Origin of the sequence: Halomonas sp. HG01 (genome assembly GCF_000968715.2) — a bacterium.
Taxonomy (GTDB): domain Bacteria; phylum Pseudomonadota; class Gammaproteobacteria; order Pseudomonadales; family Halomonadaceae; genus Halomonas; species Halomonas halophila.
The window spans coordinates 3,292,258-3,318,285 of the sequence record NZ_CP022134.1; the positions used below are offsets into that span (position 1 = coordinate 3,292,258).

At 67.3% G+C, this 26,028-nt stretch carries 24 protein-coding genes and 1 other RNA gene; 10 read left to right on the forward strand and 15 right to left on the reverse strand.

Annotation, left to right across the window (positions count from 1 at the left end; all coding sequences use genetic code 11):
• Positions 1 to 72: 72 nt before the first annotated feature.
• Both ftsH and rlmE read right to left on the reverse strand, forming a co-directional pair.
• Positions 73 to 2,040 (reverse strand): ATP-dependent zinc metalloprotease FtsH, encoded by a 1,968-nt coding sequence (gene ftsH, locus UN84_RS15590; RefSeq protein WP_046079360.1) that lies wholly within the window; start codon positions 2,038 to 2,040, stop codon positions 73 to 75.
• A gap of 197 nt (positions 2,041 to 2,237) precedes the next feature.
• Positions 2,238 to 2,900, reverse strand: a complete 663-nt coding sequence (gene rlmE / locus UN84_RS15595) for a 23S rRNA (uridine(2552)-2'-O)-methyltransferase RlmE (protein WP_035592978.1) — start codon at positions 2,898 to 2,900, stop codon at positions 2,238 to 2,240.
• A gap of 177 nt (positions 2,901 to 3,077) precedes the next feature.
• Between rlmE and yhbY the strand changes: the two genes are divergently transcribed.
• A complete protein-coding gene (gene yhbY / locus UN84_RS15600) occupies positions 3,078 to 3,404 on the forward strand; it encodes a ribosome assembly RNA-binding protein YhbY (protein WP_035592977.1) in 327 nt (108 codons plus the stop codon).
• 209 nt (positions 3,405 to 3,613) lie between these two features.
• On the opposite strand, the gene greA is transcribed toward yhbY, so the two are convergent.
• The 6 genes from greA to UN84_RS15630 all read right to left on the reverse strand — a co-directional run bounded on the left by greA (position 3,614) and on the right by UN84_RS15630 (position 10,908).
• Entirely contained in the window at positions 3,614 to 4,090 is a 477-nt protein-coding gene (greA, locus tag UN84_RS15605) for a transcription elongation factor GreA (RefSeq protein WP_046079359.1), read from the reverse strand.
• The gene (gene carB, locus UN84_RS15610) at positions 4,087 to 7,317 is read right to left on the reverse strand and encodes a carbamoyl-phosphate synthase large subunit (RefSeq protein WP_046079358.1); all 3,231 of its coding nucleotides are present in this window, start codon (positions 7,315 to 7,317) and stop codon (positions 4,087 to 4,089) included. The genes greA and carB overlap by 4 nt, the downstream gene beginning before the upstream one ends.
• A 48-nt stretch (positions 7,318 to 7,365) precedes the next feature.
• A complete protein-coding gene (carA, locus tag UN84_RS15615; RefSeq protein ID WP_035592974.1) occupies positions 7,366 to 8,511 on the reverse strand; it encodes a glutamine-hydrolyzing carbamoyl-phosphate synthase small subunit in 1,146 nt (381 codons plus the stop codon).
• Positions 8,512 to 8,797: 286 nt separating this feature from the next.
• Positions 8,798 to 9,604, reverse strand: a complete 807-nt coding sequence (gene dapB, locus UN84_RS15620) for a 4-hydroxy-tetrahydrodipicolinate reductase (protein WP_046079357.1) — start codon at positions 9,602 to 9,604, stop codon at positions 8,798 to 8,800.
• A gap of 72 nt (positions 9,605 to 9,676) precedes the next feature.
• Positions 9,677 to 10,627 (reverse strand): DMT family transporter, encoded by a 951-nt coding sequence (locus UN84_RS15625; RefSeq protein WP_046079356.1) that lies wholly within the window; start codon positions 10,625 to 10,627, stop codon positions 9,677 to 9,679.
• Entirely contained in the window at positions 10,627 to 10,908 is a 282-nt protein-coding gene (locus UN84_RS15630; protein WP_046079355.1) for a DUF2218 domain-containing protein, read from the reverse strand. The genes UN84_RS15625 and UN84_RS15630 overlap by 1 nt, the downstream gene beginning before the upstream one ends.
• A 272-nt stretch (positions 10,909 to 11,180) precedes the next feature.
• Between UN84_RS15630 and UN84_RS15635 the strand changes: the two genes are divergently transcribed.
• From UN84_RS15635 to UN84_RS15645, 3 genes are read left to right on the forward strand one after another with little or no spacing between them, the layout of a single operon-like run.
• Complete coding sequence (locus UN84_RS15635) at positions 11,181 to 12,308, forward strand: ABC transporter substrate-binding protein (protein WP_046079354.1); 1,128 nt, start codon at positions 11,181 to 11,183, stop codon at positions 12,306 to 12,308.
• Position 12,309: 1 nt separating this feature from the next.
• Complete coding sequence (locus UN84_RS15640; protein ID WP_107180927.1) at positions 12,310 to 13,383, forward strand: FecCD family ABC transporter permease; 1,074 nt, start codon at positions 12,310 to 12,312, stop codon at positions 13,381 to 13,383.
• Positions 13,377 to 14,126 (forward strand): ABC transporter ATP-binding protein, encoded by a 750-nt coding sequence (locus UN84_RS15645; RefSeq protein WP_046079352.1) that lies wholly within the window; start codon positions 13,377 to 13,379, stop codon positions 14,124 to 14,126. The genes UN84_RS15640 and UN84_RS15645 overlap by 7 nt, the downstream gene beginning before the upstream one ends.
• Here UN84_RS15645 and UN84_RS15650 read toward each other — a convergent pair.
• Complete coding sequence (locus UN84_RS15650) at positions 14,104 to 14,997, reverse strand: DMT family transporter (RefSeq protein WP_046079351.1); 894 nt, start codon at positions 14,995 to 14,997, stop codon at positions 14,104 to 14,106. The two genes, UN84_RS15645 and UN84_RS15650, sit on opposite strands and share 23 nt — an antisense overlap.
• 199 nt (positions 14,998 to 15,196) lie before the next feature.
• Between UN84_RS15650 and UN84_RS15655 the strand changes: the two genes are divergently transcribed.
• Complete coding sequence (locus UN84_RS15655; protein ID WP_046079350.1) at positions 15,197 to 16,129, forward strand: HNH endonuclease; 933 nt, start codon at positions 15,197 to 15,199, stop codon at positions 16,127 to 16,129.
• Positions 16,130 to 16,198: 69 nt separating this feature from the next.
• Here UN84_RS15655 and dnaJ read toward each other — a convergent pair whose 3' ends face one another.
• The 3 genes from dnaJ to grpE form a co-directional block, all read right to left on the reverse strand.
• Positions 16,199 to 17,341 carry a molecular chaperone DnaJ gene (gene dnaJ / locus UN84_RS15660; protein ID WP_046079349.1) on the reverse strand — a complete coding sequence of 381 codons (1,143 nt, stop codon included), beginning with the start codon at positions 17,339 to 17,341 and terminating at the stop codon, positions 16,199 to 16,201.
• 94 nt (positions 17,342 to 17,435) lie between these two features.
• Positions 17,436 to 19,364, reverse strand: coding sequence for a molecular chaperone DnaK (gene dnaK / locus UN84_RS15665; protein WP_046079348.1), 1,929 nt, complete (start codon positions 19,362 to 19,364; stop codon positions 17,436 to 17,438).
• A 121-nt stretch (positions 19,365 to 19,485) separates the two neighbouring features.
• Entirely contained in the window at positions 19,486 to 20,109 is a 624-nt protein-coding gene (gene grpE, locus UN84_RS15670; RefSeq protein WP_035592963.1) for a nucleotide exchange factor GrpE, read from the reverse strand.
• A 233-nt stretch (positions 20,110 to 20,342) separates the two neighbouring features.
• Here grpE and recN point away from each other — a divergent pair, with 233 nt between their 5' ends.
• The gene (gene recN / locus UN84_RS15675) at positions 20,343 to 22,016 is read left to right on the forward strand and encodes a DNA repair protein RecN (RefSeq protein ID WP_046079347.1); all 1,674 of its coding nucleotides are present in this window, start codon (positions 20,343 to 20,345) and stop codon (positions 22,014 to 22,016) included.
• A 101-nt stretch (positions 22,017 to 22,117) separates the two neighbouring features.
• Here recN and fur read toward each other — a convergent pair whose 3' ends face one another.
• Positions 22,118 to 22,564 carry a ferric iron uptake transcriptional regulator gene (fur, locus tag UN84_RS15680; RefSeq protein ID WP_046079346.1) on the reverse strand — a complete coding sequence of 149 codons (447 nt, stop codon included), beginning with the start codon at positions 22,562 to 22,564 and terminating at the stop codon, positions 22,118 to 22,120.
• Between the two features lie 72 nt (positions 22,565 to 22,636).
• Between fur and UN84_RS15685 the strand changes: the two genes are divergently transcribed.
• Entirely contained in the window at positions 22,637 to 23,059 is a 423-nt protein-coding gene (locus tag UN84_RS15685; protein WP_046079345.1) for an outer membrane protein assembly factor BamE, read from the forward strand.
• Between the two features lie 12 nt (positions 23,060 to 23,071).
• Here the strand turns inward: UN84_RS15685 and UN84_RS15690 are convergent, their stop codons facing one another.
• Together UN84_RS15690 and UN84_RS15695 are read right to left on the reverse strand one after the other, a co-directional pair.
• Entirely contained in the window at positions 23,072 to 23,371 is a 300-nt protein-coding gene (locus tag UN84_RS15690) for an RnfH family protein (RefSeq protein ID WP_046079344.1), read from the reverse strand.
• A 1-nt stretch (position 23,372) separates the two neighbouring features.
• Entirely contained in the window at positions 23,373 to 23,816 is a 444-nt protein-coding gene (locus tag UN84_RS15695; protein ID WP_046079343.1) for a type II toxin-antitoxin system RatA family toxin, read from the reverse strand.
• Between the two features lie 129 nt (positions 23,817 to 23,945).
• Between UN84_RS15695 and smpB the strand changes: the two genes are divergently transcribed.
• The 3 genes from smpB (at position 23,946) to UN84_RS15710 (ending at position 25,980) form a co-directional block, all read left to right on the forward strand.
• Complete coding sequence (gene smpB, locus UN84_RS15700) at positions 23,946 to 24,437, forward strand: SsrA-binding protein SmpB (RefSeq protein ID WP_035592957.1); 492 nt, start codon at positions 23,946 to 23,948, stop codon at positions 24,435 to 24,437.
• 42 nt (positions 24,438 to 24,479) lie between these two features.
• Positions 24,480 to 24,858, forward strand: a transfer-messenger RNA (tmRNA) gene (gene ssrA / locus UN84_RS15705).
• A 378-nt stretch (positions 24,859 to 25,236) separates the two neighbouring features.
• Positions 25,237 to 25,980: a M15 family metallopeptidase gene (locus UN84_RS15710; RefSeq protein WP_046079342.1), complete on the forward strand. Its 744-nt coding sequence runs from the start codon at positions 25,237 to 25,239 to the stop codon at positions 25,978 to 25,980.
• The last annotated feature ends 48 nt before the right edge of the window (positions 25,981 to 26,028 follow it).

The following is a 26,028-nucleotide window of genomic DNA, read 5'->3' on the forward strand; positions in this document are numbered from 1 at the left end:
GCGGGGAGCGGTCGCCCCGCCACGGCAAGGGCGCCCCGCAGGGCGCCCGTTGATCGTCTCGCTCGCGAGGGGTCAGCTGCCGGCCGGACCACCGAGGGGGTCGGAGGGACGGCGGCCCGAGGATTCCTCCTCGTCGTCGCCGTCATCGCCCTTGGCATCCTCCTGGGGCGCCTCGCCGATCGGCGCACCGGGGCCGGGGCCGTCGTCATCCCAGCCCTTGGGCGGACGCGGGGTGCGGCCGTCCATGATGTCCTTGAGCTGGTCGGCGTCGATGGTCTCGTACTGCACCAGCGCCTCGGCCATGGCATCCAGCTTGTCGCGGTTGTCCTCGAGGATCTGCTTGGCCTGGGCGTAGCACTCGTCGATGATGCGACGCACTTCCTTGTCGAGCTTGGTGACCGTCTCGCCGGACTTGAGCTTGCCGCCGCTCTGGCCCGGGCCGCCGAGGAACTGGTGGGACTCGTCCTCGTCGTACATGATCGGGCCCATTTCCTCGGACAGGCCCCACTTGGCCACCAGATTGTGGGCCAGCTCGGTGGCGCGCTTGATGTCGTTGGAGGCCCCGGTGGTCACGCCGTTCGGGCCCAGCGTCATCTCCTCGGCGAGACGGCCGCCGTACAGCGAGCAGATCTGGCTGATGATCTGCTGACGCGACAGGCTGTAGCGATCCTCCTCGGGGAGGAACATGGTCACGCCCAGCGCGCGGCCGCGCGGGATGATGGTGACCTTGTAGACCGGGTCGTGCTCGGGCATCACCAGGCCGATGATGGCGTGGCCCGATTCGTGATAGGCGGTATTGAGCTTGTCCTTCTCGGTCATGACCATGGAACGGCGCTCGGCGCCCATCATGATCTTGTCCTTGGCCAGCTCCAGCTCCTCCATGCCCACCAGGCGCTTGTTGCGACGGGCCGAGAACAGTGCCGCCTCGTTGACCAGGTTGGCCAGGTCGGCGCCGGAGAAGCCCGGGGTACCGCGGGCGATCAGCGACGGCTTGACGTCGTCGCCCAGCGGCACCTTGCGCAGGTGCACGTTGAGGATGTGCTCACGACCGCGGATGTCGGGCAGCGGCACGGTGACCTGGCGGTCGAAGCGGCCCGGACGCAGCAGCGCCGGGTCGAGCACGTCGGGACGGTTGGTGGCGGCGATGACGATGATGCCCTCGTTGGCCTCGAAGCCGTCCATCTCGACCAGCAGCTGGTTCAGGGTCTGCTCGCGCTCGTCGTTGCCGCCACCCATGCCGGCGCCACGCGAGCGGCCCACGGCATCAATTTCGTCGATGAAGATGATGCAGGGCGCCTGCTTCTTGGCCTGCTCGAACATGTCGCGCACGCGCGAGGCGCCCACGCCGACGAACATCTCGACGAAGTCGGAGCCGGAGATCGAGAAGAACGGCACCTTGGCCTCGCCGGCGATCGACTTGGCCAGCAGCGTCTTGCCGGTACCGGGCGGGCCGACCATCAGCACGCCGCGGGGGATGGTGCCGCCCAGGCGCTGGAACTTGGTCGGATCGCGCAGGAAGTCGACCAGCTCCTCGACCTCCTCCTTGGCCTCGTCGCAGCCGGCCACGTCGGCGAAGGTGGTCTTGATCTGGTCCTGGGACAGCAGCTTGGCCTTGGACTTGCCGAAGCTCATCGGGCCGCCCTTGCCGCCACCGCCCCCCTGCATCTGGCGCATGAAGAACATGAAGATGGCGAGGATCAGCAGGATCGGGAAGCTGGCGATCAGCAGCCGCGTCCACAGGCTCTGCTGCTCGGGCTCCTGGCCGATCACGGTGACGTCGTGGGCCAGCAGATCATCCATCAGCTTGGGATCTTCCGCCGCCGGGCGGATGGTCTGGAACTGGGAGCCGTCCTTGCGCTCGCCATTGATGGTATAGCCATCGATGGTCACGCTCCGGACCTGCTCGTTCTGCACCTGCTCGACGAACTGGGAATAGTTCATCGTCTGCGGTGTATTCTCGACGCTGAAGTTGTTGAACACCGTCAGCAGCACCGCCGCGATGACCAACCACAGAATCAGGTTCTTCGCCATGTCGTTCAAGGGACTACCCTCAATTGCAAGAATCTGTCGGCCGTAACCACCTGGCCCTTCGACACTACCCTACCACGCCCGTTCGCTGGCAGGGCCCAAGGTGCGGCTCCTGTCTCCACTGTGACACAGACACGCGATGATGTCCGGCCATGGCATCCTTAGCCTGACGCTATCGATGCGCCTTCATCGGCGGCCCGCCACGGCGCTCAGCCGCGAAACCCTTCCGCCAGCAGGTAGACCTCGCGGGAACGCGCCCGGGACGCTTCCGGCTTGCGGGTCACCACCCGCTTGAAGCTGCCGCGCAGCTCCTTCAGATATTCGTCGAAGCCTTCGCCCTGGAAGACCTTGGCCAGGAAGGTGCCGCCGGGGGACAGGGTCTGACGCGCCAGGTCCAGGGCCAGCTCCACCAGATACATGGCCTGGGGCTGGTCGATGGCGGCCATCCCACTCATATTGGGGGCCATGTCCGACATCACAAGGTCGACCGGACGATCGCCGAGGCGGCCGAGGATCTCGTCGAGCACGGCCTCCTCGGTGAAGTCGCCCTGCACGAAATCGACCCCGGCCAGGGCATCCATCTCGAGGATGTCGGAGGCGATGACGACGCCATTGTCGCCGACCTTCTCGGCGGCGATCTGGCTCCAGCCGCCGGGGGCCGCTCCCAGGTCGATGATCGTCATGCCGGGACGCAGCAGCTTGTCCTTCTCGTCCAGCGCCAGCAGCTTGTAGCTGGCCCGCGAGCGATAGCCGTCCTGCCAGCTCTGCTGGACGTAGCGGTCGTCGAAGTGTTCCTTCAGCCAGCCGGCGCTGCTCTTGCTGGCGCCGCGCCGCTTGGAGCCCTTGTCCCGGGCGTCATGGGAAGATGCCACGGCATCACCTGTGAGAAATCTGGATGACAGGGGGTCGAGCGGATTCCGATAAACGGGGATGGGGAAGCTGACCTTGCGGGCCGGTCGAGGAGGCGGTGAGAGCCGGCCGCGCTTTCGCCGCGAGGCGATTCACCGTACCATGTGCGCTGCGCGCCAACCGGGAAGAAGCAAGATACCATGAGCTTGTCACAGGCACAAAAGAAAGCATTTCGCAGCATCGGCCACCATCTCGACCCCGTCGTCATGGTCTCCGAGAACGGCCTCAGCGAGGGCGTGCTCGCCGAACTCGACCGGGCGCTGACCGACCACGAACTGGTCAAGGTCAAGCTGGCGCTGGCCGAGCGCGAGGACCGCGCCGCCGTGCTGGAGGCCCTGGTCGCCGAGAGCGGCGCCGAGCTGGTGCAGAAGATCGGCAAGGTCGCCCTCTTCTACCGCCACAACCCCAAGGTCAATCCGAAGCTGTCCAACATCAAGCGCTTCGAGGAGCACCACGGCCGGCGCTAAGGTGGCCAAGCGGCCAAGCGGCCAAGCGGCCAAGCGGCCAAGCGGCCAAGCGGCCAAGCGGCCAAGCGGCCAAGAATAGCTAACGGCCGCCCAACGAGAAGCCCCGCCGACGAGAGTCAGCGGGGCTTCTTTTTTTATGCCGATTTACCGCCTCTACACCAGCCGCCCGTCACCGAGCGGCCTGACGCTTGCAGCTTGACGCTCGGCGCTTACAGGTGCTCGACGCTGGAAATCTCGTACTCGACGTCGCCGCCGGGGGTACGCACCAGCACCACCTCACCCTCTTCCTTGCCGATCAGGGCACGGGCGATGGGCGAGGTCACGGAAATCTGGCCTTCCTTGATGTTGGCCTCGTCCTCGCCGACGATGCGGTAGGTCACCTCTTCGTCGGTATCGAGGTTCATCAGCTCCACGGTCACCCCGAAGATCACCTTGCCGGTCTTGGGCAGCTTGGTGACATCGATGACCTGTGCGTTGGACAGCTTGCCTTCGATCTCCTGGATACGCCCCTCGATGAAGCCCTGCTGTTCGCGGGCCGCATGATACTCGGCGTTCTCCTTGAGGTCGCCGTGCTCGCGCGCCTCGGCGATGGCCGCGATCACGTTCGGACGGGCCTCGCTCTTGAGGTGATCGAGCTCGTCGCGAAGACGCTGCTCACCGACGACGGTCATCGGGACCTTGTTCATTGACTGACTCCTGCATGCTGTTCCTGTAGCCGCCGCACGGTGATGGCATTGCCGTACTCGAGCGCCAGACAAACGGCCTTGGCCCCTGCCAGGGTGGTGGCATAGGGAACCTTGCGGGCGAGGGCGGTGCGACGGATCACCGAGGAATCATTGATGGCCTGACGGCCCTCGGTGGTATTGACGATGTAGGCGACCTCGTCGTTCTTGAGCAGATCGACGATGTGCGGACGACCCTCGTAGACCTTGTTCACGATCTCCACGGGCAGATCGGCCGCCTGAAGGGCCGCCGCCGTACCACGGGTCGCACAGAGGGTGAAGCCCAATGTTAACAGAGAACGGGCCACCTCGATAACACCCGCCTTGTCGGGCTCGCGCACGGACAGGAACGCCTTGCGCTCACCTTCCAGCGACGGAATCGCCTCGCCGGCCCCCAGCTGCGCCTTGTAGAAGGCCTCGGCGAAGGTCTCGCCGGAACCCATCACCTCGCCGGTGGACTTCATCTCCGGCGACAGGATCGGGTCGACGCCCGGGAACTTGTTGAACGGGAAGACCGCTTCCTTGACGCTGTAGGTCGTCGGCACGATCTCGGCCACGAAGCCCTGGTCGGCCAGGCTGATGCCGGCCATGCAGCGCGCCGCCACCTGGGCCAGCGAGGTGCCGATGCACTTGGAGACGAAGGGCACGGTGCGCGAGGCGCGCGGGTTGACCTCGATGACGTAGATCTCGCCGTCCTGCCAGGCCAGCTGCACGTTCATCAGGCCGTTGACGCCGAGCTCCACCGCCATGCGCTTGACCTGGTCGCGCATCTCGTCCTGCACGTCGGCCGGCAGCGAGTACGGCGGCAGCGCACAGGCGGAGTCGCCGGAGTGCACGCCGGCCTGCTCGATGTGCTGCATGATGCCGCCGATCACCACCTGCTGGCCGTCGGAAACGGCGTCGATGTCGACCTCGATGGCGGCGTTGAGGAAGTGGTCCAGCAGCACCGGCGAGTCGTTGGAGACCTTGACCGCGTGGGTCATGTAGTTCTCCAGCTCGGAGGCATCGTAGACGATCTCCATGGCCCGGCCGCCGAGCACGTAGCTCGGGCGCACCACCAGCGGATAGCCGATCGCCTCGGCCTTGGCGAAGGCCTCGTCGAAGCTGCGCGCGGTGGCGTTGGGCGGCTGCTTGAGGCCCAGCTTGTCGATCATGGTCTGGAAGCGCTCGCGGTCCTCGGCGCGGTCGATGGCGTCCGGGGTGGTGCCGATGATCGGCACGCCGGCGGCCTCGAGCTCGCGGGCCAGCTTGAGCGGGGTCTGACCGCCGAACTGCACGATCACGCCGGCCGGCTGTTCCTTGTCGGCGATCTCCAGCACGTCCTCCAGGGTCACCGGCTCGAAGTAGAGGCGGTCGGAGGTGTCGTAGTCGGTGGAGACGGTCTCCGGGTTGCAGTTGACCATGATGGTCTCGTAGCCGTCGTCGCGCATGGCGAGGGCGGCGTGGACGCAGCAGTAGTCGAACTCGATGCCCTGGCCGATGCGGTTCGGGCCGCCGCCGAGCACCATGATCTTCTGCTTGTCGCTGACCTCGGCCTCGCACTCCTCCTCGTAGGTGGAGTACATGTAGGCGGTGTCGGAGGCGAACTCGGCCGCGCAGGTGTCGACCCGCTTGTAGACCGGGCGGATGCCGGCCTTCTGCCGCGTCTTGCGGAACTCCTTCTCGGCCACGCCGAGCAGCGCCGCCAGGCGGGCGTCGGAGAAGCCCTTGCGCTTGAGCTGCCACAGGTCACGGGCGCTCAGCTCGGAGAGCGAGCGCCTGGCCAGGGCCTGCTCGGTCAGGATCAGATCCTCGAGCTGGACCAGGAACCAGCGGTCGATGTTGGTCAGCGCGAACACGTCCTCGACGCTCATGCCGCTGCGCATGGCATCGGCGACGTAGAAGATGCGGTCGGCGCCGGCGGCCTGCAGCTCGCCCTTGATCTGCGCCATCGCCTCGTCGGTGAAGCGGGTGATCTTCGGGTCGAGGCCGTCGTTGCCGGTCTCCATGCCGCGCAGCGCCTTCTGCAGCGACTCCTGGAAGGTACGGCCGATCGCCATCACCTCGCCCACCGACTTCATCTGGGTGGTCAGACGGTCGTTGGCCTGGGGGAACTTCTCGAAGGTGAAGCGCGGAATCTTGGTCACGACGTAGTCGATGGACGGCTCGAAGGACGCCGGGGTGCGACCGCCGGTGATGTCGTTCTGCAGCTCGTCCAGGGTGTAGCCGACGGCCAGCTTGGCGGCGATCTTGGCGATCGGGAAGCCGGTGGCCTTGGAGGCCAGCGCCGAGGAGCGCGACACCCGCGGGTTCATCTCGATGACCACCACGCGGCCGGTCTTCGGGTCGACGCCGAACTGGACGTTGGAACCGCCGGTCTCGACGCCGATCTCGCGCAACACCGCCAGGGAGGCGTCGCGCATGTTCTGGTATTCCTTGTCGGTCAGCGTCTGGGCCGGGGCCACGGTGATGGAGTCACCGGTGTGCACGCCCATGGGATCGAAGTTCTCGATCGCGCAGACGATGATGCAGTTGTCGTTCTTGTCGCGAACGACCTCCATCTCGTATTCCTTCCAACCCAGCAGCGACTCGTCGATCAGCAGCTCGTGGTTGTTGGAGAGCTCGAAACCGCGGGTGCAGATCTCCTCGAACTCTTCCTTGTTGTAGGCCACGCCGCCGCCGGAGCCACCCATGGTGTAGGACGGGCGGATGATGACCGGGAAGCCCAGCTCGCCCTGGATGCCCCAGGCCTCGTCCATGGTGTGGGCGACCTTGGCCTTGGGGCACTCCAGGCCGATGCGCTTCATGGCCTGGTCGAACAGGTCGCGGTCCTCGGCCATGTTGATGGCGTCGGCGTTGGCGCCGATCATCTCCACGCCGTGCTTGGCGAGCACGCCGTGCTTGTCCAGGTCGAGGGCGCAGTTGAGCGCGGTCTGGCCACCCATGGTCGGCAGCACGGCATCGGGCTGCTCGGCCTCGATGATCTTCTCCACCGCCTGCCAGGTGATCGGCTCGATGTAGGTGGCGTCGGCCATCACCGGGTCGGTCATGATGGTGGCCGGGTTGGAGTTGACCAGGATGACCCGGTAACCCTCTTCGCGCAGGGCCTTGCAGGCCTGGGCGCCGGAATAGTCGAACTCGCAGGCCTGGCCGATGACGATGGGGCCGGCGCCGATGATCAGGATGCTCTGGATGTCGGTACGTTTTGGCATGGTGCTTCCCGCAAAAAAGGTGACGGACGAGGGGCGACGATCGGACGGTTAGCGCTTGGCCTTCATCATCTCGATGAAGCGATCGAACAGCGGCGCGACGTCGCGCGGCCCCGGGCTCGCCTCCGGGTGGCCCTGGAAGCTGAAGGCCGGACGGTCGGTGCGCTCGATGCCCTGCAGGGTGCCGTCGAACAGCGAGCGATGGGTCGCGCGCAGGGTCTCGGGCAGGGACGCCTCGTCCGCGGCGAAGCCGTGGTTCTGGCTGGTGATCATCACGTGGCCGGTATCGAGATCCTGGACCGGATGGTTGGCACCGTGGTGGCCGAACTTCATCTTCTCGGACGTCGCGCCACTGGCCAGCGCCAGCAGCTGGTGGCCGAGGCAGATGCCGAAGATCGGCAGCTCGGTCTCGAGCAGCTCGCGGATGGCGGCGATGGCATACTCGCAGGGCTCGGGGTCGCCCGGGCCGTTGGAGAGGAAGACGCCGTCCGGATTCAGCGCCATGACCTCGCTGGCCGGGGTCTGGGCCGGCACCACGGTCAGGCGGCAGCCGCGGGACGCCAGCATGCGCAGGATGTTGCGCTTAACGCCGTAGTCGTAGGCGACCACGTGGAAGGGACGCTCGGCCTCGGCGGCATCGGCGTAGCCGGCGCCCAGGGCCCACTCGCCCTCGCTCCACTCGTAGGCGGACTGGCAGGACACCACCTTGGCCAGGTCCATGCCCTTGAGGCCCGGGAAGGCGTTGGCCGCGGCCAGGGCGCGCGCCTCGGCGTCCTCGCCCTCGGCGTCCGCGCCGGCCAGGATGGCACCGTTCTGGGCGCCCTTGTCGCGCAGGATGCGGGTCAGGCGGCGAGTGTCGATGTCGGCGATGCCCAGCACGTTCTGGCTGACCAGGTAGTCGGAGAGCGACTGTTCGGAGCGGAAGTTGCTGGCCAGCAGCGGCAGGTCGCGGATCACCAGGCCGGCGGCGGCGATGGCACCGGATTCGACGTCTTCGGCGTTGATGCCGGTGTTGCCGATGTGAGGATAGGTCAGGGTGACGATCTGACGGGTATAGGAGGGGTCGGTGAGAATTTCCTGATAGCCGGTCATGGCCGTATTGAACACCACCTCACCGCTGGTTTGTCCATCGGCGCCGATGGCGGTGCCATGAAACACACTGCCATCTTCCAAGGCCAGTATCGCGGGTTTGTTCAATGCAACGTCCTCCCATATGTTCACAGACGACTTCAAGAGACAGCTCGTCAAGGATAGGCTCGGCAGGCACCCGACGGGTAAAACGCCCCACCGCCCTTCGGCCCGTAAAAAAGCGGGACGAAACCCGACATGGAAGACCGGTTTCATCCCGCTTGTTGTCATTCGCTCGGAATGCTGGGCCGACGCAACAAGCGCTTGCGCGGCGAAGGGCCGTCGCCCGGCCAAAATTTGGGGGATTTTAAAGCATCCGAGCCCGCTCGACTACCCCCTCACGCATACCGATGGCTCAATTCAGGCCGATGACGTCCTGCATGTCGTAGCGCCCGGCCGGACGCTCGCTCACCCAGCGCGCCGCGCGCACCGCGCCCTTGGCGAAGGTCATGCGGCTGGAGGCCTTGTGGGTGATCTCGATGCGCTCGCCCTCGGTGGCGAACATCACGGTGTGCTCGCCGACGATGTCGCCGGCGCGCACGGTGGCGAAGCCGATCTCCTTGTCGGTGCGCGGCCCGCACTGGCCGACGCGCTCGAACACACCGTATTCCTTCAGCGGACGCGCCAGGGCATCGGCCATCACCTCGCCCATCTTCAGCGCGGTACCGGAGGGCGCGTCGACCTTGTGGCGGTGGTGGGATTCGATCACCTCGATGTCATAGCCCTCGTCGCCCAGTGCCCTGGCGGCGGTCTCGAGCAGCTTGAGGGTCAGGTTCACGCCGACGCTCATGTTGGGCGCGAAGACCATCGGCACGCGGTCGCGGTAGCCGTCCAGCTCGGCCAGCTCGTCGTCGGACAGGCCGGTGGTGCCGATCACGATGCGCTTGCCGTGCTCGGCGCAGATCGCCAGGTTGGAAAGCGTCACCTGCGGCGTGGTGAAGTCGATCAGCACGTCGACGTCGTCGACGATCTGCGCCAGGGAATCGACCGCGGCGACCCCCAGCTTGCCCTGACCGGACAGCTCGCCGAGATCGGCGCCGACCAGCGAGCTGCCCGGCTCGACGATGCCGCCGGCCAGGGTGGCTTCGGCATCCTGCTGCACGGCGTTGACCAGGGTGCGGCCCATGCGGCCGGCGACACCGACGATGGCGATACGGGTCATGCGGAGACTCCTGACATTGGCGGATCGAAAGATGGCCGGGAGTATATCAGAGCCCCGAGGGAGACCGCGCCGTCAGCCGCGACGCTCGCCACCCTCGGCCGCGCCAGCGTGGCCGTCATCGGCGCCTTCCTCGCCGCCGGCCAGCAGCAGGCCGATGGCCAGCACCACCAGGGCGCTGCCCGGCAGCCAGACCCAGTCGAGCCGCGACGGTGTCTCAACGAACAGCCACAGCATCGAGACGAAGGGCACCAGATAGCCGTAGGCGGTAATGCTGGCCGGGCCGAGCACCGCCGTGGCGCGCTGCATCAGCCAGAAGGTCAAGGCGCTGGAGCCGAGCCCCAGATAGACGATCAGCAGGGCGTCGCGCCCGCTCATGGTGGCGAGCCTGGCCACCGGCTCCACGACGATCCCCAGCGCTCCGACCAGCACGCCGCCCAGCGCCAGGCTCCAGAAGGTGCGCACCGCCGCCGAGGCGGGCAGGTGCCCGGCGACCAGGCCGCGACGCGACAGCACCGGATACAGCGCCGAGCACAGGCAGCCGAGGAAGAACACCGCCTCGCCGGCGCCGAAGCGCCACTGGCCGCCGCGCTGCCAGGCCTCGGCGCCGGCCAGCCCCAGGGCCCCGAGCGCGCCCAGCGCAAGGATCGCCGGCAGCCGCCAGGCCAGCCGTTCCACGCCGACCGCCAGCCCCATGCCATAGGCCAGCAGCGGCACGCTGACGTAGAGCGTGGACATGGACAGCGCCGTGGCGTGATGGGCGGCCCAGAACATCGCGCCAAAGAACCCCGCCAGGCACGCCCCCATAGCGACGAGCCACGGCCAGGCGCACCGCGCGGGCAGGCGCTCGGGGGAGCGGTGCACCAGTGCCCACAGCCCCAGGCAGGCGATGGCGAAGCGCAGCGCGGTCAGCGACAGTGGCGGCAGCTCGCCGAGCCGCCCCACGATGGGAAAGGAAAGCCCCACCAGCAGCGCCCAGGCCAGCATGCCGAGGTGGGCGCGGCGGACCGGGGCACGGGAGGCCATCAGTTCTCCCAGACGATCTCCAGCGGCTCCTTGCCGGCCATGCGTTCGAGATGGCTCGCCACCACGCCCTCGAGCCGGTCCAGCGCCTCTTCGTCCAGGGCCTCGATGGCCACGTGCAGCTTGCCCGGCTCGCTGGTCATCAGGCAGCTGCCCGCCTCGAAGGTCACGCGCCCCTTGCCCTCTTCCTGCTCGACTTCCAGCTTGTGGGCCCAGTGCTTGCACAGTCGGTTGATCAGCTTGTCGCCGGACTCGGTGGCGATATCGGCTCGTGAAATCGGCATCTCTGCCCTCCGCGTTCCAGAGTGGATAGGCCTCCAGCCTATGACGTGGGCACCCTCGCGCGCCAGTCCCTATCCGGCAACCTCATGTTCGCCACTGCGGTACCCGAGGGCCGCCCGCCGGGGCGGAACGCGACGTTCCGCCTGTCTCGACGCCGCCGAGAGATGCGGGCATACTGACCATCGCCTGCGAATAGGAATGATACGTAACCACCAGCAGGCAGCACCGGCGCACCTCGCGCATTCCGACACACGAAACGAGCCCGATACCGCCCATGTCCAGCCCCTTGCTGAAAGCCGTCGCCGGCACGGCCATCGCCCTCGGTTCCACGGCTGCCCTGGCCGAGGAAATCACCGTGACCGACGTCGCCGGTCGTGAGGTCACCGTCGACGCCCCCGTGGATCGCGTGATCCTTGGCGAGGGGCGTCAGATCTACCTGCTGGGCGCGCTGCAGCCGGAGAACCCGTTCGAGCACGTGGTGGGCTGGCGCGAGGACTTCTCCCAGGCCGATCCGGACAACTACGCCAGCTACGCGGCGAAGTTCCCCGAACTGGAAGACATCCCGACCTTCGGCGGCTTCAAGGACGGCACCTTCGACGTCGAACAGGCCGCCGCGCTGCAGCCCGACGTGGTGCTGATGAACCTCGAGGCCAGGACCGCCACCGAGGATGCCGCCTACGACGACAAGCTCGCCCGGCTGGGCATCCCGATCGTCTACGTGGACTTCCGCGAAGATCCGCTCGCACACACCACGCCCTCGATGCGACTGATGGGCGAGCTGCTGGGCGAGGAAGACGCCGCCGAGGCCTTCATCGACTTCTCCGAGGCACAGATGGCGCGGGTCACCGAGACCATTGCCGCCGCCGAGCCGGAACGCCCGCGGGTGCTGATCGACCGCGCCGGCGGCTACTCCGAGGAGTGCTGCATGAGCTTCGGCCCGGGCAACTTCGGCGAGTACGTCGAGCTCGCCGGCGGCAGCAACATCGCCGACGGCATCATCCCCAACACCTTCGGCACCCTGAACCCGGAACAGATCATCGCCGCCGACCCGCAGCAGGTGGTGGTGACCGGGGGCAACTGGGACGCCTACGTGCCCGGCGGCGCCTGGGTGGGCGTGGGCCCCGGCGCCGACATGGAGGCCGCCCGGGCCAAGCTCCAGGGGCTGACCGAGCGCACCGCCATGACCGGCATCGAGGCCGTGGAGAACGATGACTTCCACGCCATCTGGCACCAGTTCTACAACAGCCCCTACTACTTCGTCGCCGTGCAGCGGCTGGCCAAGTGGTTCCACCCCGAGCTGTTCGCCGATCTCGACCCCGAGGCGACGCTGCAGGAACTGCATGAACGCTTCCTGCCGGTGGACTACGCCCCGGGCTACTGGGTCTCGCTGAAGGATGACTGACATGTCGGCCAGCGCACCGTCCGCCGCCCCCTCCGCCGAGGAGGGGCGAGACTTCTATCGCGCCCTGGTGGTCCGCCGCCAGCTGATTCTCGCCGCCCTGACCCTGGCGCTGTTCCTGAGCCTGTGCGTCGACCTGGCCCTGGGACCGGCCCGCTTCGGCCTCGGCGAGGTGATTACCGCGCTGTTCTCCCCGGATGACGTCGGCCAGCAGGCCCGCGTCATCCTGTGGGAGATCCGCATGCCGGTGGCGCTGATGGCGCTGGTGGTCGGCGCCAGCCTGTCCGTGGCCGGCGCCCAGATGCAGACCATCCTCAGCAACCCGCTGGCTAGCCCCTTCACGCTCGGTATCTCCGCCGGCGCCAGCTTCGGCGCCGCCCTGGCGCTGGCCTTCGGCGTGGTGATCGTGCCCGCGGCGGTCGACTACATGGTGCCGATCAACGCCTTCGTCATGGCCATGCTGACCGCCTTCGCGATCCATGCCCTGAGCATGCGCCGCGGCGTGACCATCGAGACCATCGTGCTGCTGGGCATCGCCATGGTCTTCATCTTCAACGCCCTGATGGCGCTGATTCAGTTCTTCGCCAGCCAGCAGGCCGTCTCCGCGGTGGTGTTCTGGACCATGGGCAGCCTGACCAAGGCCACCTGGCCCAAGCTGTGGATCGCACTCGGCGTGCTGGCCGTGGTGATGCCGCTGCTGGCGCGCCATGGCTGGGCGCTGACCGCCATGCGCCTGGGCGACGCCAAGGCCGAGAGCCTGGGCGTGAAGCCCCGCGCACTGCGCCTCGAGGTGCTGGTGCTGGTCTCGCTGCTGGCCGCCATCGCCGTGGCCTTCGTCGGCACCATCGGCTTCATCGGCCTGGTCGGGCCGCACATCGCCCGCCTGCTGCTGGGCGAGGATCAGCGCTTCTTCCTGCCCGGCGCGGCGCTGTGCGGCGCGCTGATCCTGTCCATCGGCTCGGTGCTGTCGAAGGTGCTGATCCCCGGGACCGTCATCCCGATCGGCATCATCACCTCGCTGGTCGGCATCCCCTTCTTCCTGTTCCTCGTTCTCAGCAACAAGAAGGCCTCATGGTAACGCTCACCCTCGACGGGCTGTCGGCCCGCTACGGCCGCCGCCGCATTCTCTCCGAGATCACCACCCCGCCCCTCGAGGGCGGCCAGGTGGTGGCCGTGCTCGGCCCCAACGCCGCGGGCAAGTCGACCCTCTTCCGGCGCATCTTCGGGCTGCTCGACGGCGGCGGCACGGTGCGCATCGAGGGCGCCACCCGCGAGCGCCCGGTGGCCTACATGCCGCAGGACACCGGCGTCAATGCGGTGCTGACGGTCTACGAGTCGGTGCTGCTGGCGCGCATGCAGGGCCGGCGCCTGAACGTGAAGCCCGAGGACCTGGCCGAGGTGGATCGCGCCCTGGACGCGCTGGGCATCGCCGCGCTCGGCGAGCGTGACATCGGCGACCTGAGCGGCGGCCAGCGGCAGATGGTGGGCGCGGCCCAGGCGCTGGTACAGAACCCGGAGGTGCTGCTGCTCGACGAGCCGACCTCGGCGCTTGACCTGCATCGCCAGATCCAGCTGCTGTCGATCCTGCGCCGGCTGGCGAAGGAGCGCGGCATGCTGGTGATCGCCGCCCTGCACGATCTGGGCCACGCGCTGCGCTTCACCGACCAGGCGATGGTGCTCAAGCACGGCGAGCTGATCACCTGCGGCCCGACCGAGGAAGTGGTGACCCCCGAGCTGCTGCATCGCGTCTATCAGGTGACCGCGCGCATCGAACGCTGCTCGAGGGGCCAGCCTCAGCTCATTGTCGAAGAGGCCGTCTGAGGCGACGCCCTTCCAGCGCCGCCAGGGCCGCCCCGCCCAGCACCAGGGGCAGGGCCACCAGGAAGCCGCCGGACGGCGCCAGGCCGAAGATCGCCAGGTCGGCCAGCACCGGCCAGATCAGCGCCACGTACTCGAAGGGCGCCAGGCGCGAGACCTCGGCATAGCGCAGCGCCAGGGTCATGCAGATATGCGCGGCCCCGCCGAACAGCCCCGCCAGCACCAGCAGCGCCAGCGTCTGTCCCGACACCGCCACCCAGCCCAGCGGCAGGGTGGCGAGCCCCGCCAGCGCCGTGACCAGCACGAAATAGAAGGCGATGGACGCCGCCGTCTCGGTACGCGAGATGCGGCGCACCGTCACCAGCGCCCCCGCCGTCAGCAGCGCGGCCAGCACGCCCAGGCCGTAGCCCATCACCTGCCCGCGGGACTCGCCCAGGTCGGGCACCACCAGCGCCGCCACCCCCGCCAGCACCAGCGCGAAGGCCGCCGCCCGGTGGAGGGTGAAACGCTCACCCAGCAGCAGCACGCCCCCCACCGCCATGGCCACCGGCGACAGCTGGGCCAGCAGCGTCGCCTCGGCCACCGGCAGCCGCGCCACCGCGGCGAAGGAGGCGAACATCGCCGCCGCCCCCAGCCCCGAGCGCACCAGGTGCCCCAGCGGCTTGCGCGTCGCCAGGGCCCGAGGAAACTCACGCCGCCAGGTCATGAAGATCACGATCGGCAGCAGCGCGAAGGCCGAGCGGAAGAACACGGTCTGGCCCAGCGGTACCGCATCGCTCACCGCCTTGACGCACACCATCATGCCCGTGAAAAGAATGCCCGACATCAGTCGAAGCACGATGCCGGCCAGCGGCCGATCCGTGGCGTTATCCATGAGCGCCCCTGTGAGTGATTGGATCGGTCGGGCCCGGCGATCACCGCGCCCGGAATAGCCCCACATGGTACACCCTCGACGGGAATGATTCCCATCTGAAAGCTGGCATTTTTCACCTCTCCTCCGGAAAGCGGCATGACAGCCATCGCCTGTGCGCGATACGTTGTCCGCTCTCATGACGATCGGAAAGGCAGCGCACATGGACGAGCGACTCGAATGCCTCAAGCGCCTGCGAACGAGCAGCCCCTTCCACAAGCCCGGCCTCATGATGGCTATCATTTGCGAGATTCAGGCAGGGCACATCACATCACCCCGAGTCGATCTCGACGATCGCCTGCTGGCGCGCTACCACGATATCTACGAAACCCTGAAGGGTGAGAGAAGCAACGCGAGTCCCTGGCTGCCGCTGTGGCACCTCAGCAGCGACAAGGGGCCATCGGGGCCGCTATGGACACCCGATTATTCCCCCGAGATCGCACCGCTGGCGAGACAACTGGGGCAACCGAAATCGCTGAACCAGCTGTTCGAACGCTTTTCCTCCGCACGCCTGGACGCCGAACTGTTCGAATCACTACAAGCCCCCGGCACGGCAGAAACGGCCTGCCAGTTGATCGCCCACCACCATCTCGCGCTGGAACCGGATGCCCTCGGCCGACTACAGAAATATCTTCGCGTCGCCCTCGCCAGCGGCGCATACGAGCGACAGCCGGATCGAATGCTCGGCAGCGTCGAGGAAGCAAGCCAGCAGCAATATGCCCGTTCCGCGGCTTTTCGCGCCCTGGTGCTGGAGGCCTATGACTATCGATGCGCGGCCACCCGATTGCGTTACATCACGCCGGACTACCGCTATCTGGTGGAGGCCGCCCACCTAATTCCCTTTTCCGTCAGCCAGGACGACCGTCCCGTGAACGGCCTGGCCCTGACACCCAACCTGCACTGGGCCATGGACAATCATCTGATCGCGCCGGGGCCGGACAAGCGCTGGCACGTCAGTCCCGTCATCGACGCCCTGGTGCCGGACAATCGCTGGCTGTGCGAACTGGATAACGCACCTCTTTCCATGCCACGGGACGAACAGCGCCATCCCTCTCCCGAGGCGCTCGCCTGGCGACTGGCACAGCTGCAGCGCTGAGCCAGACACGACGAGGCCCCGCCTCCCTGAGGAGCGCGGGGCCTCGAGCGTGCCACCGAGGTTGTCGCCTTACGGCTTCATGTCCTCGAAGAACTTCTTCACGCCGTCGAAGAAGCTGGTCTTCTTCGGCGAGTGATGGCTGTTGCTGCCTTCTAGGCTGTCCTGGAACTGGCGCAGCAGGTCCTTCTGCTCCTCGCTGAGCTTGACCGGGGTCTCGACGACCACCTTGCACAGCAGGTCGCCGGCGGGGCCGCCACGGACCGGCTTGACGCCCTTGCCCTTGAGCCGGAACAGCTTACCGGTCTGGGTCTCGGGCGGAATCTTCAGCTTGACCCGGCCGTCCAGGGTCGGCACCTCGAGTTCGCCGCCCAGGGAGGCGTCGACGAAGTTGATCGGCACCTCGCACTGCAGGTGGCGGCCGTCGCGCTCGAAGATCGGGTGCGGCTTGATGGCCACCTGCACGTAGAGGTCGCCGGCCGGCCCGCCGTTGAGCCCGGCCTCGCCTTCGCCGTTCAAGCGGATGCGATCGCCGGTGTCGACGCCCGCCGGGATCTTCACCGACAGGGTGCGGGTCTCGCGCACGCGACCCTCGCCGTGACAGCCGTGGCACGGCACCTTGATGTGCTGGCCGCTGCCGTGACAGGTCGGGCAGGTCTGCTGCACGGCGAAGAAGCCCTGCTGCATGCGCACCTGACCCATGCCGTTACAGGTCGGGCAGGTCTCCTTGGTGGAGCCCGGCTCGGCGCCGTCGCCGTCGCAGCGCTCGCACTCGACGTGACGCGGCACGCGGATGTCGACGCTGGTGCCGGCCACCGCGTCCTCGAGGTCGAGCTCGAGGTTGTAGCGCAGGTCGCTGCCACGCTGCGGGGCGTTGGGATGACGCCGGGCGCCGCCCCCGCCGAAGATGTCGCCGAAGACATCGCCGAAGATGTCGCTGAAGCCGCCGGCTCCCGCGCCGCCGAAGCCGCCGCCACCGCCGGCCTGGCCGTCGACGCCGGCATGGCCGAACTGGTCGTAGGCCGCGCGCTTCTCGCTGTCGGTCAGGACCTCATAGGCTTCCGAGACCTCGCGGAATTTCTCCGCCGAGGTCTCGTCGTCCGGATTGCGATCCGGATGGTATTTCTGGGCCAGGCGTCGATAGGCCTTCTTGATCTCTTTCTGATCGGCCCCACGCTCGACGCCCAGTACCTCGTAGTAATCACGCTTGGACATGAGTCTGTCCGCCTCCGTCGCGACGCTGCTGCGGAAACACCAACGCGGGAGTCTGGCCCCCGCGCTGGCGTCACCTGGGTTTCAGGCGTCGTGGTTACTGCTTCTTCTGGTCGTCGTTGACTTCCTCGTACTCGGCGTCGACCACGTCGTCTTCCTGCTTGGCACCGGCCTCGCCGGCGGCGTCGGCGCCCTGGGCGGCCTCGCCCTGCTCGGCGTACATCTTCTGCGCCAGGTTGCCGGAGGCCTCGGTCAGCTTGTCGAGCTTGGCCTGAATGTCTTCCTGGTCGTCGCCCTTGACCGCTTCCTCGAGCTCGGAGGCGGCGCTCTCGATGGCCTGCTTCTCCTCGTCGGTGGCCTTGTCGCCGGCTTCCTCGAGGGTCTTGCGAGCGGCGTGGATCATGCCGTCGGCCTGGTTGCGCAGCTGCACCAGTTCCTCGAACTTCTTGTCCTCGTCGGCGTGGGCCTCGGCGTCCTGGACCATCTGGTCGATCTCTTCGTCGGACAGGCCGCTGGAGGCCTTGATGACGATCGACTGTTCCTTGCCGGTGGCCTTGTCCTTGGCGGACACGTTGAGGATGCCGTTGGCGTCCAGGTCGAAGGCGACCTCGATCTGCGGCACGCCGCGCGGCGCCGGCGGAATGTCGGCCAGGTCGAAGCGGCCGAGCGACTTGTTGCCGCTGGACTGCTTGCGCTCACCCTGCAGCACGTGGATGGTCACGGCCGTCTGGTTGTCATCCGCGGTCGAGAAGGTCTGGGTCTTCTTGGTCGGGATGGTGGTGTTCTTCTCGATCAGCGGGGTCATCACGCCGCCGAGGGTCTCGATGCCGAGCGTCAGCGGGGTGACGTCGAGCAGCAGCACGTCCTTGACGTCGCCGCCCAGCACGCCGCCCTGGATCGCGGCGCCCACGGCCACGGCCTCGTCCGGGTTGACGTCCTTGCGGGCGTCCTTGCCGAAGAACTCGGCGACCTTGGACTGGACCATCGGCATGCGGGTCTGGCCGCCGACCAGGATGACGTCGTCGATCTCGGAGGCGGACAGGCCGGCGTCGGCCAGTGCGGTCTTGCAGGGCGACAGCGAACGGGTCACCAGGTCTTCCACCAGCGACTCCAGCTTGGCCCGGGTCACCTTCACGTTGAGGTGCTTGGGACCGGTGTTGTCGGCGGTGATGTACGGCAGGTTGACCTCGGTCTGCTGCGCGCTGGACAGCTCGATCTTGGCCTTCTCGGCGGCTTCCTTGAGGCGCTGCATGGCGAGGTTGTCGCCGGACAGGTCGATGCCGCTGTCGGACTTGAACTGGTCGACCAGATAGTTGATCAGCGCCAGGTCGAAGTCCTCACCGCCCAGGAAGGTGTCGCCGTTGGTGGCCAGCACCTCGAACTGGGTCTCGCCGTCGACGTCGGCCACTTCGATGATGGAGATATCGAAGGTGCCGCCACCCAGGTCGTAGACCGCGATGGTCTTGTCGCCGCGAGCCTTGTCCATGCCGTAGGCCAGCGCGGCCGCGGTCGGCTCGTTGATGATGCGCTTGACCTCGAGACCGGCGATGCGGCCGGCGTCCTTGGTGGCCTGGCGCTGGCTGTCGTTGAAGTAGGCCGGCACGGTGATGACCGCTTCGGTCACGGACTCGCCGAGGTAGTCTTCGGCGGTCTTCTTCATCTTCTTCAGCACTTCGGCGCTGACCTGCGGCGGCGCCAGCTTGCTGCCCTTGACCTCGACCCAGGCGTCACCGTTGTCGGCCTCGGCGATGGTGTAGGGCACCATCTTGATGTCCTTCTGGACCACGTCGTCGGCGAAGCGGCGACCGATCAGACGCTTGATGGCGAACAGGGTGTTCTGCGGGTTGGTCACTGCCTGGCGCTTGGCCGCCTGACCCACCAGCGTCTCGCCGTCGTCGGTATAGGCGATGATGGACGGGGTCGTGCGTGCGCCTTCGGCGTTCTCGATCACCTTGGGGCTGTCGCCGTCGAGCACGGCCACGCAAGAGTTGGTGGTCCCCAGGTCAATACCGATGATGCGTCCCATAGGAAATCCTCGAAATTTTGCTGTTACGTGATTCGTTCGTTCGCGGCGTTTACCGCGGGATGCTGTCTATCTGGGGGCCCTCGACGCCATTTCAAGGGCCTCGCGCCGATTTCGCCTCGGCTTATTCGGCGGCCTGGCTGACCACCACCATCGCCGGGCGCACCAGGCGACCGTTGAGCAGGTAGCCCTTCTGCATCACGTCCATCACGGTGTTGGGCTCGAGCTCGGGGTTCGGCACCATGGCCATGGCCTCGTGGTACTGCGGGTCGAAGGGCTCGCCGGACGGCTCGACCTGCTCGACGCCGAACTTGTTCAGCACGTCGATCTGCATCTTCAGGGTCATGGAGACGCCCTCGCGGTGCGCCTCGGTGGCGTCCTCGCCCATGGCCTCGAGCGCCTTCTCCAGGCTGTCGACCACCGGCAGCAGCTCCTTGACGAACTTCTCCAGCGCGAACTTGCGCGCCTTCTCGGCCTCCTGCTCGGCGCGGCGGCGCACGTTCTGGGCCTCGGCGGCGGTGCGCATCGACTGGTCCTTGGCCTCGTCCAGGGCCTGCTCGAGCTCCTCGACCTTGGCCGCCAGCATCTCGGCCTCCGGGTTGTCGGAGGCCGCCTCGGCGCCCTCTTCGGCGGCCTCGGCGGCACCTTCCAGCTCGCCCTCGACGGGCTCCGGCTCGACCTGGGTGTCGGCCTCGTCCTGCTGGCGTGCCAGCTCGTCGTCCAGCGGGGTCTGCGGATCTTTGGCCATGCGTCTCTCCTGAAATGCCGGCCGGCGGCAGCGCCGCCAGCGAGACTGATATGTCGGTGAAAAAAGCCGTTGCCAGCTATATGGGGCTGGCCGCGTCGATCTCAAGGGACGCGAGTCGCGGGAATCGGGCCGTGCGTTGTTCCTCCGGCTGAACTACTGTATAAACGCACAAGCCAGTGGATGAATAACCAGTAGTTTCGCCAGTCGTTCCGAAACCGGCCCCGGGAGGCATCATGCTGACAGAGCTCGCCATTCGTGACTTCGCCATCGTCGACCATCTGGAGCTCGAGCTCGGCGGCGGCATGACCGCCATCACCGGCGAGACCGGGGCCGGCAAGTCGATCCTGCTCGGCGCCCTGGGGCTGTGCCTCGGCGAGCGCGCCGATGCCGGCAGCGTGCGCCACGGCGCCGAGCGTGCCGACCTCAGCGCGCGCTTCGACATCGCCGCTCTGCCCGCCGCCCGCGAATGGCTGGCCGGCCGCGAGCTGCCCGAGGACGACTGCCTGCTGCGCCGCGTGGTGACCCGGGGCGGGCGCTCCAAGGCCTGGATCAACGGCCAGCCCGCCACCGTCGCCGATCTCAAGGCGCTGGGCGGCCACCTCATCGAGATCCACGGCCAGCACGCCCACCAGGCGCTGCTCGGTGAAGAGACCCACCTGCGGCTGCTCGACGACTTCGCCGGCCACGACGACGCCGTGACCGCCCTCGCCGAGACCTTCCGCGAGTGGCGCGAGGCGAAGCGTCGTCTCAAGCGGCTGGCCGAGGACGGCGACGAGCTGCGCGCCCGCCGCCAGCTGCTGCGCTACCAGGTCGAGGAGCTCGACCAGCTGGCGCTGGCCGAAGACGAGCTTTCCGGCCTGGAGGCCGAACAGGAGGAGCTGGCCCACGCCGAGGAGCGCCTGCGCGAGGCCCAGTTCGCCGCCACCTGCTGCGACGGCGAGGAGGGCGGCGCCCTGCCGCTGCTGCAGCGAGCGGTGAATCATCTGTCCGCACTGCCCGGCAGCGACCGCGGCGCCCTGGCCGAGGCGCTGACGATGCTCGGCGACGCCTGCATCCAGGTCGAGGAAGCCGGGCGCGAACTCAACCATTTCGCCGCCGGCGTCGAACTCGACCCCGAACGCCTGGCCTGGGTCGAAGAGCGCCTCGCCGAGGTCCACCGCATCGCCCGCAAGCACCACATCTCGCCCGAGGAACTGGTCGCCCTGCACCAGCGGCTGGCCGCCGAGCTGGCCGAGCTGGAAGACGGCGGCGACGATCTGGAGGCGCTCGCCGCCGAGGTCGACACCCTGGAGACCCACTGGCGCCAACAGGCCGAGGACGTGAGCGCCAGCCGCCGCGACGCCGCCGCACGCTTCGGCACCGCCGTGCAGGACCAGCTGGCCTTCCTGGCCATGGGCAAGGCCCGCTTCGAGGTCGAGGTCAGCGAGCGCGATGCCCCGGCACCGGAGGGGCTCGACCGGGTGCGCTTTTTGATCAGCGCCAACCCTGGTCAGCCGGCCCGCCCGCTGGCCAAGGTGGCCTCCGGCGGCGAGCTGTCCCGCGTCAGCCTGGCCATCCAGGTGGTGGCGGCCCAGCATTCCACCATCCCCAGCCTGGTGTTCGACGAGGTCGACGTCGGCGTGTCCGGCGCCACCGCCGAGATCGTCGGCCAGCTGCTGCGCCGGCTGGGCGGCAATGGCCAGGTGATGACCGTGACCCACCTGCCCCAGGTGGCGGCCCAGGCCCACCAGCACCTGCACATCGCCAAGCAAGCCGAGGATGACACCACCCTGACCCGCATGGCGCTGCTCGACGAGGCCGGTCGCGTCGGCGAGCTGGCGCGCATGCTCGGCGGCATGACACTGACCGACCAGACCCTGGCCCACGCCCGGGAGATGCTCGACGCCAGCCAGCGCGCCCGCCACTAGAGCCACAGCGCTCGCCGTCACGTCATTCTTCCCATCAACGAAAACGGCCCCGATCCAGTGGATCGGGGCCGTTCGCTGTTCGGCGGTGCTCGTGCCGGGGCTTACTTCTTCAGGTTGAGTTCCTGACGGGTCGCCTTGGAGCCCTTCGGGCGTACGTAGAGCACCAGCGCATGATCGACGAGCTCGTAGCCGTGCTCCTCGGCGATCTCCTGCTGGCGGCGCTCGATGGTCTCGTCGAAGAATTCGACGATCTCCCCGCTGTCCAGGCACACCATGTGGTCGTGGTGCTCTTCCTGGGTCAGCTCGAAGACCGCGTGGCCGCCATCGAAGTTGTGGCGGGTCACCAGGCCGGCGGACTCGAACTGAGTCAGCACCCGATAGACGGTCGCGAGCCCCACGTCCTCACCCGCGTCCAGCAGCGTCTTGTAGACGTCTTCTGCGCTCAGGTGATGCTGATTGGTGGCATTCTCGAGGATATGCAGGATCTTGACGCGCGGCAGGGTCACTTTGAGACCGGCCTTGCGCAGTTCATGGTTCTGGTCGGCCATGGTTGCTCTTCGCAGTATCGGGTAGGGTCGGTTATGATCGACCGAAACCACGATAGTGAAGAACGGCCGCAAATGCAAAAGCTGAGCAGAATTGTCACCCTTTCCGTCGCCCTGACGCTGATCAGCGGCTGCAGCTACTTCGGCGTCTACAAGCGCGACCTGGCCCAGGGCAACCTGGTGACCCCGGCGATGACCGAACAGCTGCACGCCGGCATGACACGCCAGCAGGTCATCGATCTGATGGGCAGCCCGCTGCTCGAGGCACCCTTCGATGCCAACCAGTGGGACTACGTCTATCGCCTGGACAAGGCCTACGGCGACGTCGAGCAGCGCCGTCTGACGCTGACCTTCCAGGGCAACCGCCTGGCCTCCGTCGAGCACGAAGGCGACTTCTCCCGGCCGCCGGCGTTGATCTCCAAGCAGGGCATCGGCCCCGCTGGCGAGACCGACGGCTCGCGCGGCAACCTCTTCAACGTGGTGCCGAACGAGGAATAGACGAGGAAGACCTCAGGAAGAACGCGATGCGCGGGCGGCCCTGGCCGCCCGCGCCGCCTTGGGGTCGAGCTCGAGCGGGCGGTAGACTTCCACTCGGTCGCCATCCTCGAGCGCACGGGTCTCGGGATCGCGCAGCGCCTTACCGAAGATGCCGAGATCGGCCTCGCGGAAGGTCTCGGCCGGCACCTCGGGAAAGAGCGTCTCGAGCCCGGCCCAGGCCACCGCCTCGCGGGCCGTGGTGCCCTCGGGCACCGTCAGCTCGACGATGCGCTGGCGTTGCGGCAGGGCGAAGGCCACCTCGACACGCGGCATCTCAGTACCTCCCTCGGCCGTAGAGCTCGTCGGCACGACGGGTGAAGGAGTCCACCAGCTGGCCCGCCACCTGCTGGAAGAGCTTGCCGAAGGCCATGCCCAGCAGGCGGTTGGCGAACTCGAACTCCATCTCCAGGCTGACCTTGCAGGCGCCATCGCCCATGGGCAGGAACTGCCAGCGGCCGCGCAGCCGCTTGAAGGGCCCATCGACCAGCGACAGCTCGATGCGATCGGGCTCGTGCAGGTCGTTGCGGGTAGTGAAGCTCTGCTCGATGCCGGCACGCCCCAGGGTCATCTCGCCGACCAGATGGACCTCATCCCGTTCGATCAGCCGCGCCCGGCGACAACCCGGCAGGAACTCCGGGTAGCGCTCGAAATCGTTGACCAGATCGAACATCTCCTGGGGGGTGTGCCGCACCAGGGCGGACCGATTGACCGTTGGCATTGACCTCTCCGCTGACTTCAAGGGGCCCAGGGCGTATCATGAGCGGTTATTTCGGCCTTGAATGGTATCACGCTTCCCCCCATATCGGAGGGGGCAGGCCGCCACCGGCAAGCACAGACACGAGGTTCCATGGCCAGCAAGAAAGGTAAAGGCAAGGGTCCCGGCAGCAACGCCATCGCGCTGAACAAGAAGGCGCGTTTCGAGTACCACATCAACGAGACCTTCGAGGCCGGCCTGTCGCTGGCCGGCTGGGAGGTCAAGAGCCTGCGCGCCGGCAAGGCGCAGCTCACCGACACCTACATTCTGGTCAAGAACGGCGAAGCCTGGCTGCTGGGCAGCCACATCACGCCGCTCAACACCGCCAGCACGCATGAGGTGGCCGACCCGACCCGCACGCGCAAGCTGCTGCTGCACAAGAAGGAGATCGCCCGGATCTTCTCGCGCACCCAGGACAAGGGACACACCTGTGTGCCGCTCAAGCTGTACTGGAAGGGCAACAAGGTGAAGTGCGAGCTGGCGCTGGTCTCGGGCAAGAAGCTGCACGACAAGCGAGCCACGGAGAAGGACCGTGACTGGCAGCGTCAGAAGGGCCGTATCATGCGCGAACAAAACCGCGCCTGAGGTGTCATAAGTTCGGCCATCCTGATAAGATGGCGACGTTTTGGGGGCGACATGGCTTCGACGCCGATGACAACCCCTGAGGTGCATGCCGAGAGCGTGATGTATCTCGTAAATCCAACATCACGATTAAATAGTCGCAAACGACGACAACTACGCTCAGGGCGCGCTGGCAGCTTAAACGCCGCTAGCTTCTAGTCCTACCCGGCGGTGATGTGCCCATTCATCACCAAAGGGCACGAGCTCAGATTGATGGGATCGCGGTTGGCCTTGTCCTCGCGTCAACCGTTAAATCTTAGAGGAATCGCGTTTCTGGATCCTGCCCGTCGGAGCCAGCGACGTTAAATCAAATGACGGAACTAAGCATGTAGAGCCGATGGGCGAGTGTCGGCGGACGCGGGTTCGATTCCCGCCGCCTCCACCAATACCAGAGAAACGCCACCCACCCGGGTGGCGTTTTTCGTTTGAGAAGAACCAGGCGTTGCCGACGCGGTGTCGGCCCTCTCTCGACAACCCGGAGTCGATTCCGCCGCCCCACCAGACTCAGAGAAAGGCCACCCTCCACGGGTGGCCTTTTTCGTTTGCGCATCCCCAACCCGCCGACGCGGTGTCGGCCCTCTCTCGACAACCCGGGCTCGATCCCCACCGCCTCTACCAAGCTCAGAGAAAGCCCCCAGCGCGACTGGCCTTTTTCGTTTGGGCACACCCAGTGCTGACGGGATATCACGTATAGAACCTAGCTTGCCTGGGGCGTGACCCACTGCGATATGATGAGTCCTCCACCGCCGGACGCGAGCCCCGCATGGCCGACCATCTTCCGCCCATCCCCGAATGCCCCGAACCCGACTGGGCCGCCGTCGAGCGCCGACCGATCCTCGAATGCGACGAGCCGCTGGTGCCGGTCAGCCTGGCGCCCGCGCCGCTTCGTGCCTATCCCGTCTACGCCCGGCTCGGCATTCCCGGCGCCGTCCACGAATGCTACGTGCGCGAGGGCGTCTATCGCCGGCTGCTGGCGGTGGCCCGCGCCCTGCCCGAGGGGCTCAGCCTGCTGGTGCTGGACGGCTGGCGGCCCTGGCGGGTGCAGCAGTACCTCTTCGACACGCTGCAGGAGACGATTCAGGCACGCCATCCGGAGCTCGATGCCGAGGCCCTGGCGGCGCGCACCCGGGAATTCGTCGCCCTGCCGAGCCAGTCGCCGGAGGCGCCGAGCCCGCACCTGACCGGCGGCGCCGTGGATGTCACCCTGTGCGATGCCGACGGCCTGCCGCTGGACATGGGCACGCTGTTCGACGAGGCCGTGCCGGCCTCGCACAGCGCCGCCCTGGAACGCCGGGACGCGCCCGACGATGCCCAACGCCGTGCCCGCGACCATCGCCGCCTGCTGTATCACGCCATGGCCGCCGAGGGTTTCACCAACCTGCCGAGTGAGTGGTGGCACTTCGACCTCGGCGACCCGCTGTGGGCCCACTACGGCGACCATCCCGCCGCCCGCTACGGCCCCACCCGACCGATGACGCTGGAGAGCCGCTGGCGGCGCGGCGTCTAGCGCGACCTCATTTTCTCATGGCCAGACACGGCGACGCCGGGCCACTCG

Coding starts and splice junctions, on each gene's coding strand:
- UN84_RS15655 (WP_046079350.1), top strand. CDS start 15,197: ATGGACGAGCGACTCGAATGCCTCAAGCGCCTGCGAACGAGCAGCCCC.
- UN84_RS15630 (WP_046079355.1), bottom strand. CDS start 10,908: ATGCCGATTTCACGAGCCGATATCGCCACCGAGTCCGGCGACAAGCTG.
- UN84_RS15645 (WP_046079352.1), top strand. CDS start 13,377: ATGGTAACGCTCACCCTCGACGGGCTGTCGGCCCGCTACGGCCGCCGC.
- grpE (WP_035592963.1), bottom strand. CDS start 20,109: ATGGCCAAAGATCCGCAGACCCCGCTGGACGACGAGCTGGCACGCCAG.
- UN84_RS15635 (WP_046079354.1), top strand. CDS start 11,181: ATGTCCAGCCCCTTGCTGAAAGCCGTCGCCGGCACGGCCATCGCCCTC.
- UN84_RS15650 (WP_046079351.1), bottom strand. CDS start 14,997: ATGGATAACGCCACGGATCGGCCGCTGGCCGGCATCGTGCTTCGACTG.
- carB (WP_046079358.1), bottom strand. CDS start 7,317: ATGCCAAAACGTACCGACATCCAGAGCATCCTGATCATCGGCGCCGGC.
- recN (WP_046079347.1), top strand. CDS start 20,343: ATGCTGACAGAGCTCGCCATTCGTGACTTCGCCATCGTCGACCATCTG.
- UN84_RS15625 (WP_046079356.1), bottom strand. CDS start 10,627: ATGGCCTCCCGTGCCCCGGTCCGCCGCGCCCACCTCGGCATGCTGGCC.
- UN84_RS15690 (WP_046079344.1), bottom strand. CDS start 23,371: ATGCCGCGTGTCGAGGTGGCCTTCGCCCTGCCGCAACGCCAGCGCATC.
- UN84_RS15640 (WP_107180927.1), top strand. CDS start 12,310: ATGTCGGCCAGCGCACCGTCCGCCGCCCCCTCCGCCGAGGAGGGGCGA.
- UN84_RS15685 (WP_046079345.1), top strand. CDS start 22,637: ATGCAAAAGCTGAGCAGAATTGTCACCCTTTCCGTCGCCCTGACGCTG.
- fur (WP_046079346.1), bottom strand. CDS start 22,564: ATGGCCGACCAGAACCATGAACTGCGCAAGGCCGGTCTCAAAGTGACC.
- UN84_RS15710 (WP_046079342.1), top strand. CDS start 25,237: ATGGCCGACCATCTTCCGCCCATCCCCGAATGCCCCGAACCCGACTGG.
- UN84_RS15695 (WP_046079343.1), bottom strand. CDS start 23,816: ATGCCAACGGTCAATCGGTCCGCCCTGGTGCGGCACACCCCCCAGGAG.
- yhbY (WP_035592977.1), top strand. CDS start 3,078: ATGAGCTTGTCACAGGCACAAAAGAAAGCATTTCGCAGCATCGGCCAC.
- smpB (WP_035592957.1), top strand. CDS start 23,946: ATGGCCAGCAAGAAAGGTAAAGGCAAGGGTCCCGGCAGCAACGCCATC.
- dnaJ (WP_046079349.1), bottom strand. CDS start 17,341: ATGTCCAAGCGTGATTACTACGAGGTACTGGGCGTCGAGCGTGGGGCC.
- dapB (WP_046079357.1), bottom strand. CDS start 9,604: ATGACCCGTATCGCCATCGTCGGTGTCGCCGGCCGCATGGGCCGCACC.
- dnaK (WP_046079348.1), bottom strand. CDS start 19,364: ATGGGACGCATCATCGGTATTGACCTGGGGACCACCAACTCTTGCGTG.
- greA (WP_046079359.1), bottom strand. CDS start 4,090: ATGAACAAGGTCCCGATGACCGTCGTCGGTGAGCAGCGTCTTCGCGAC.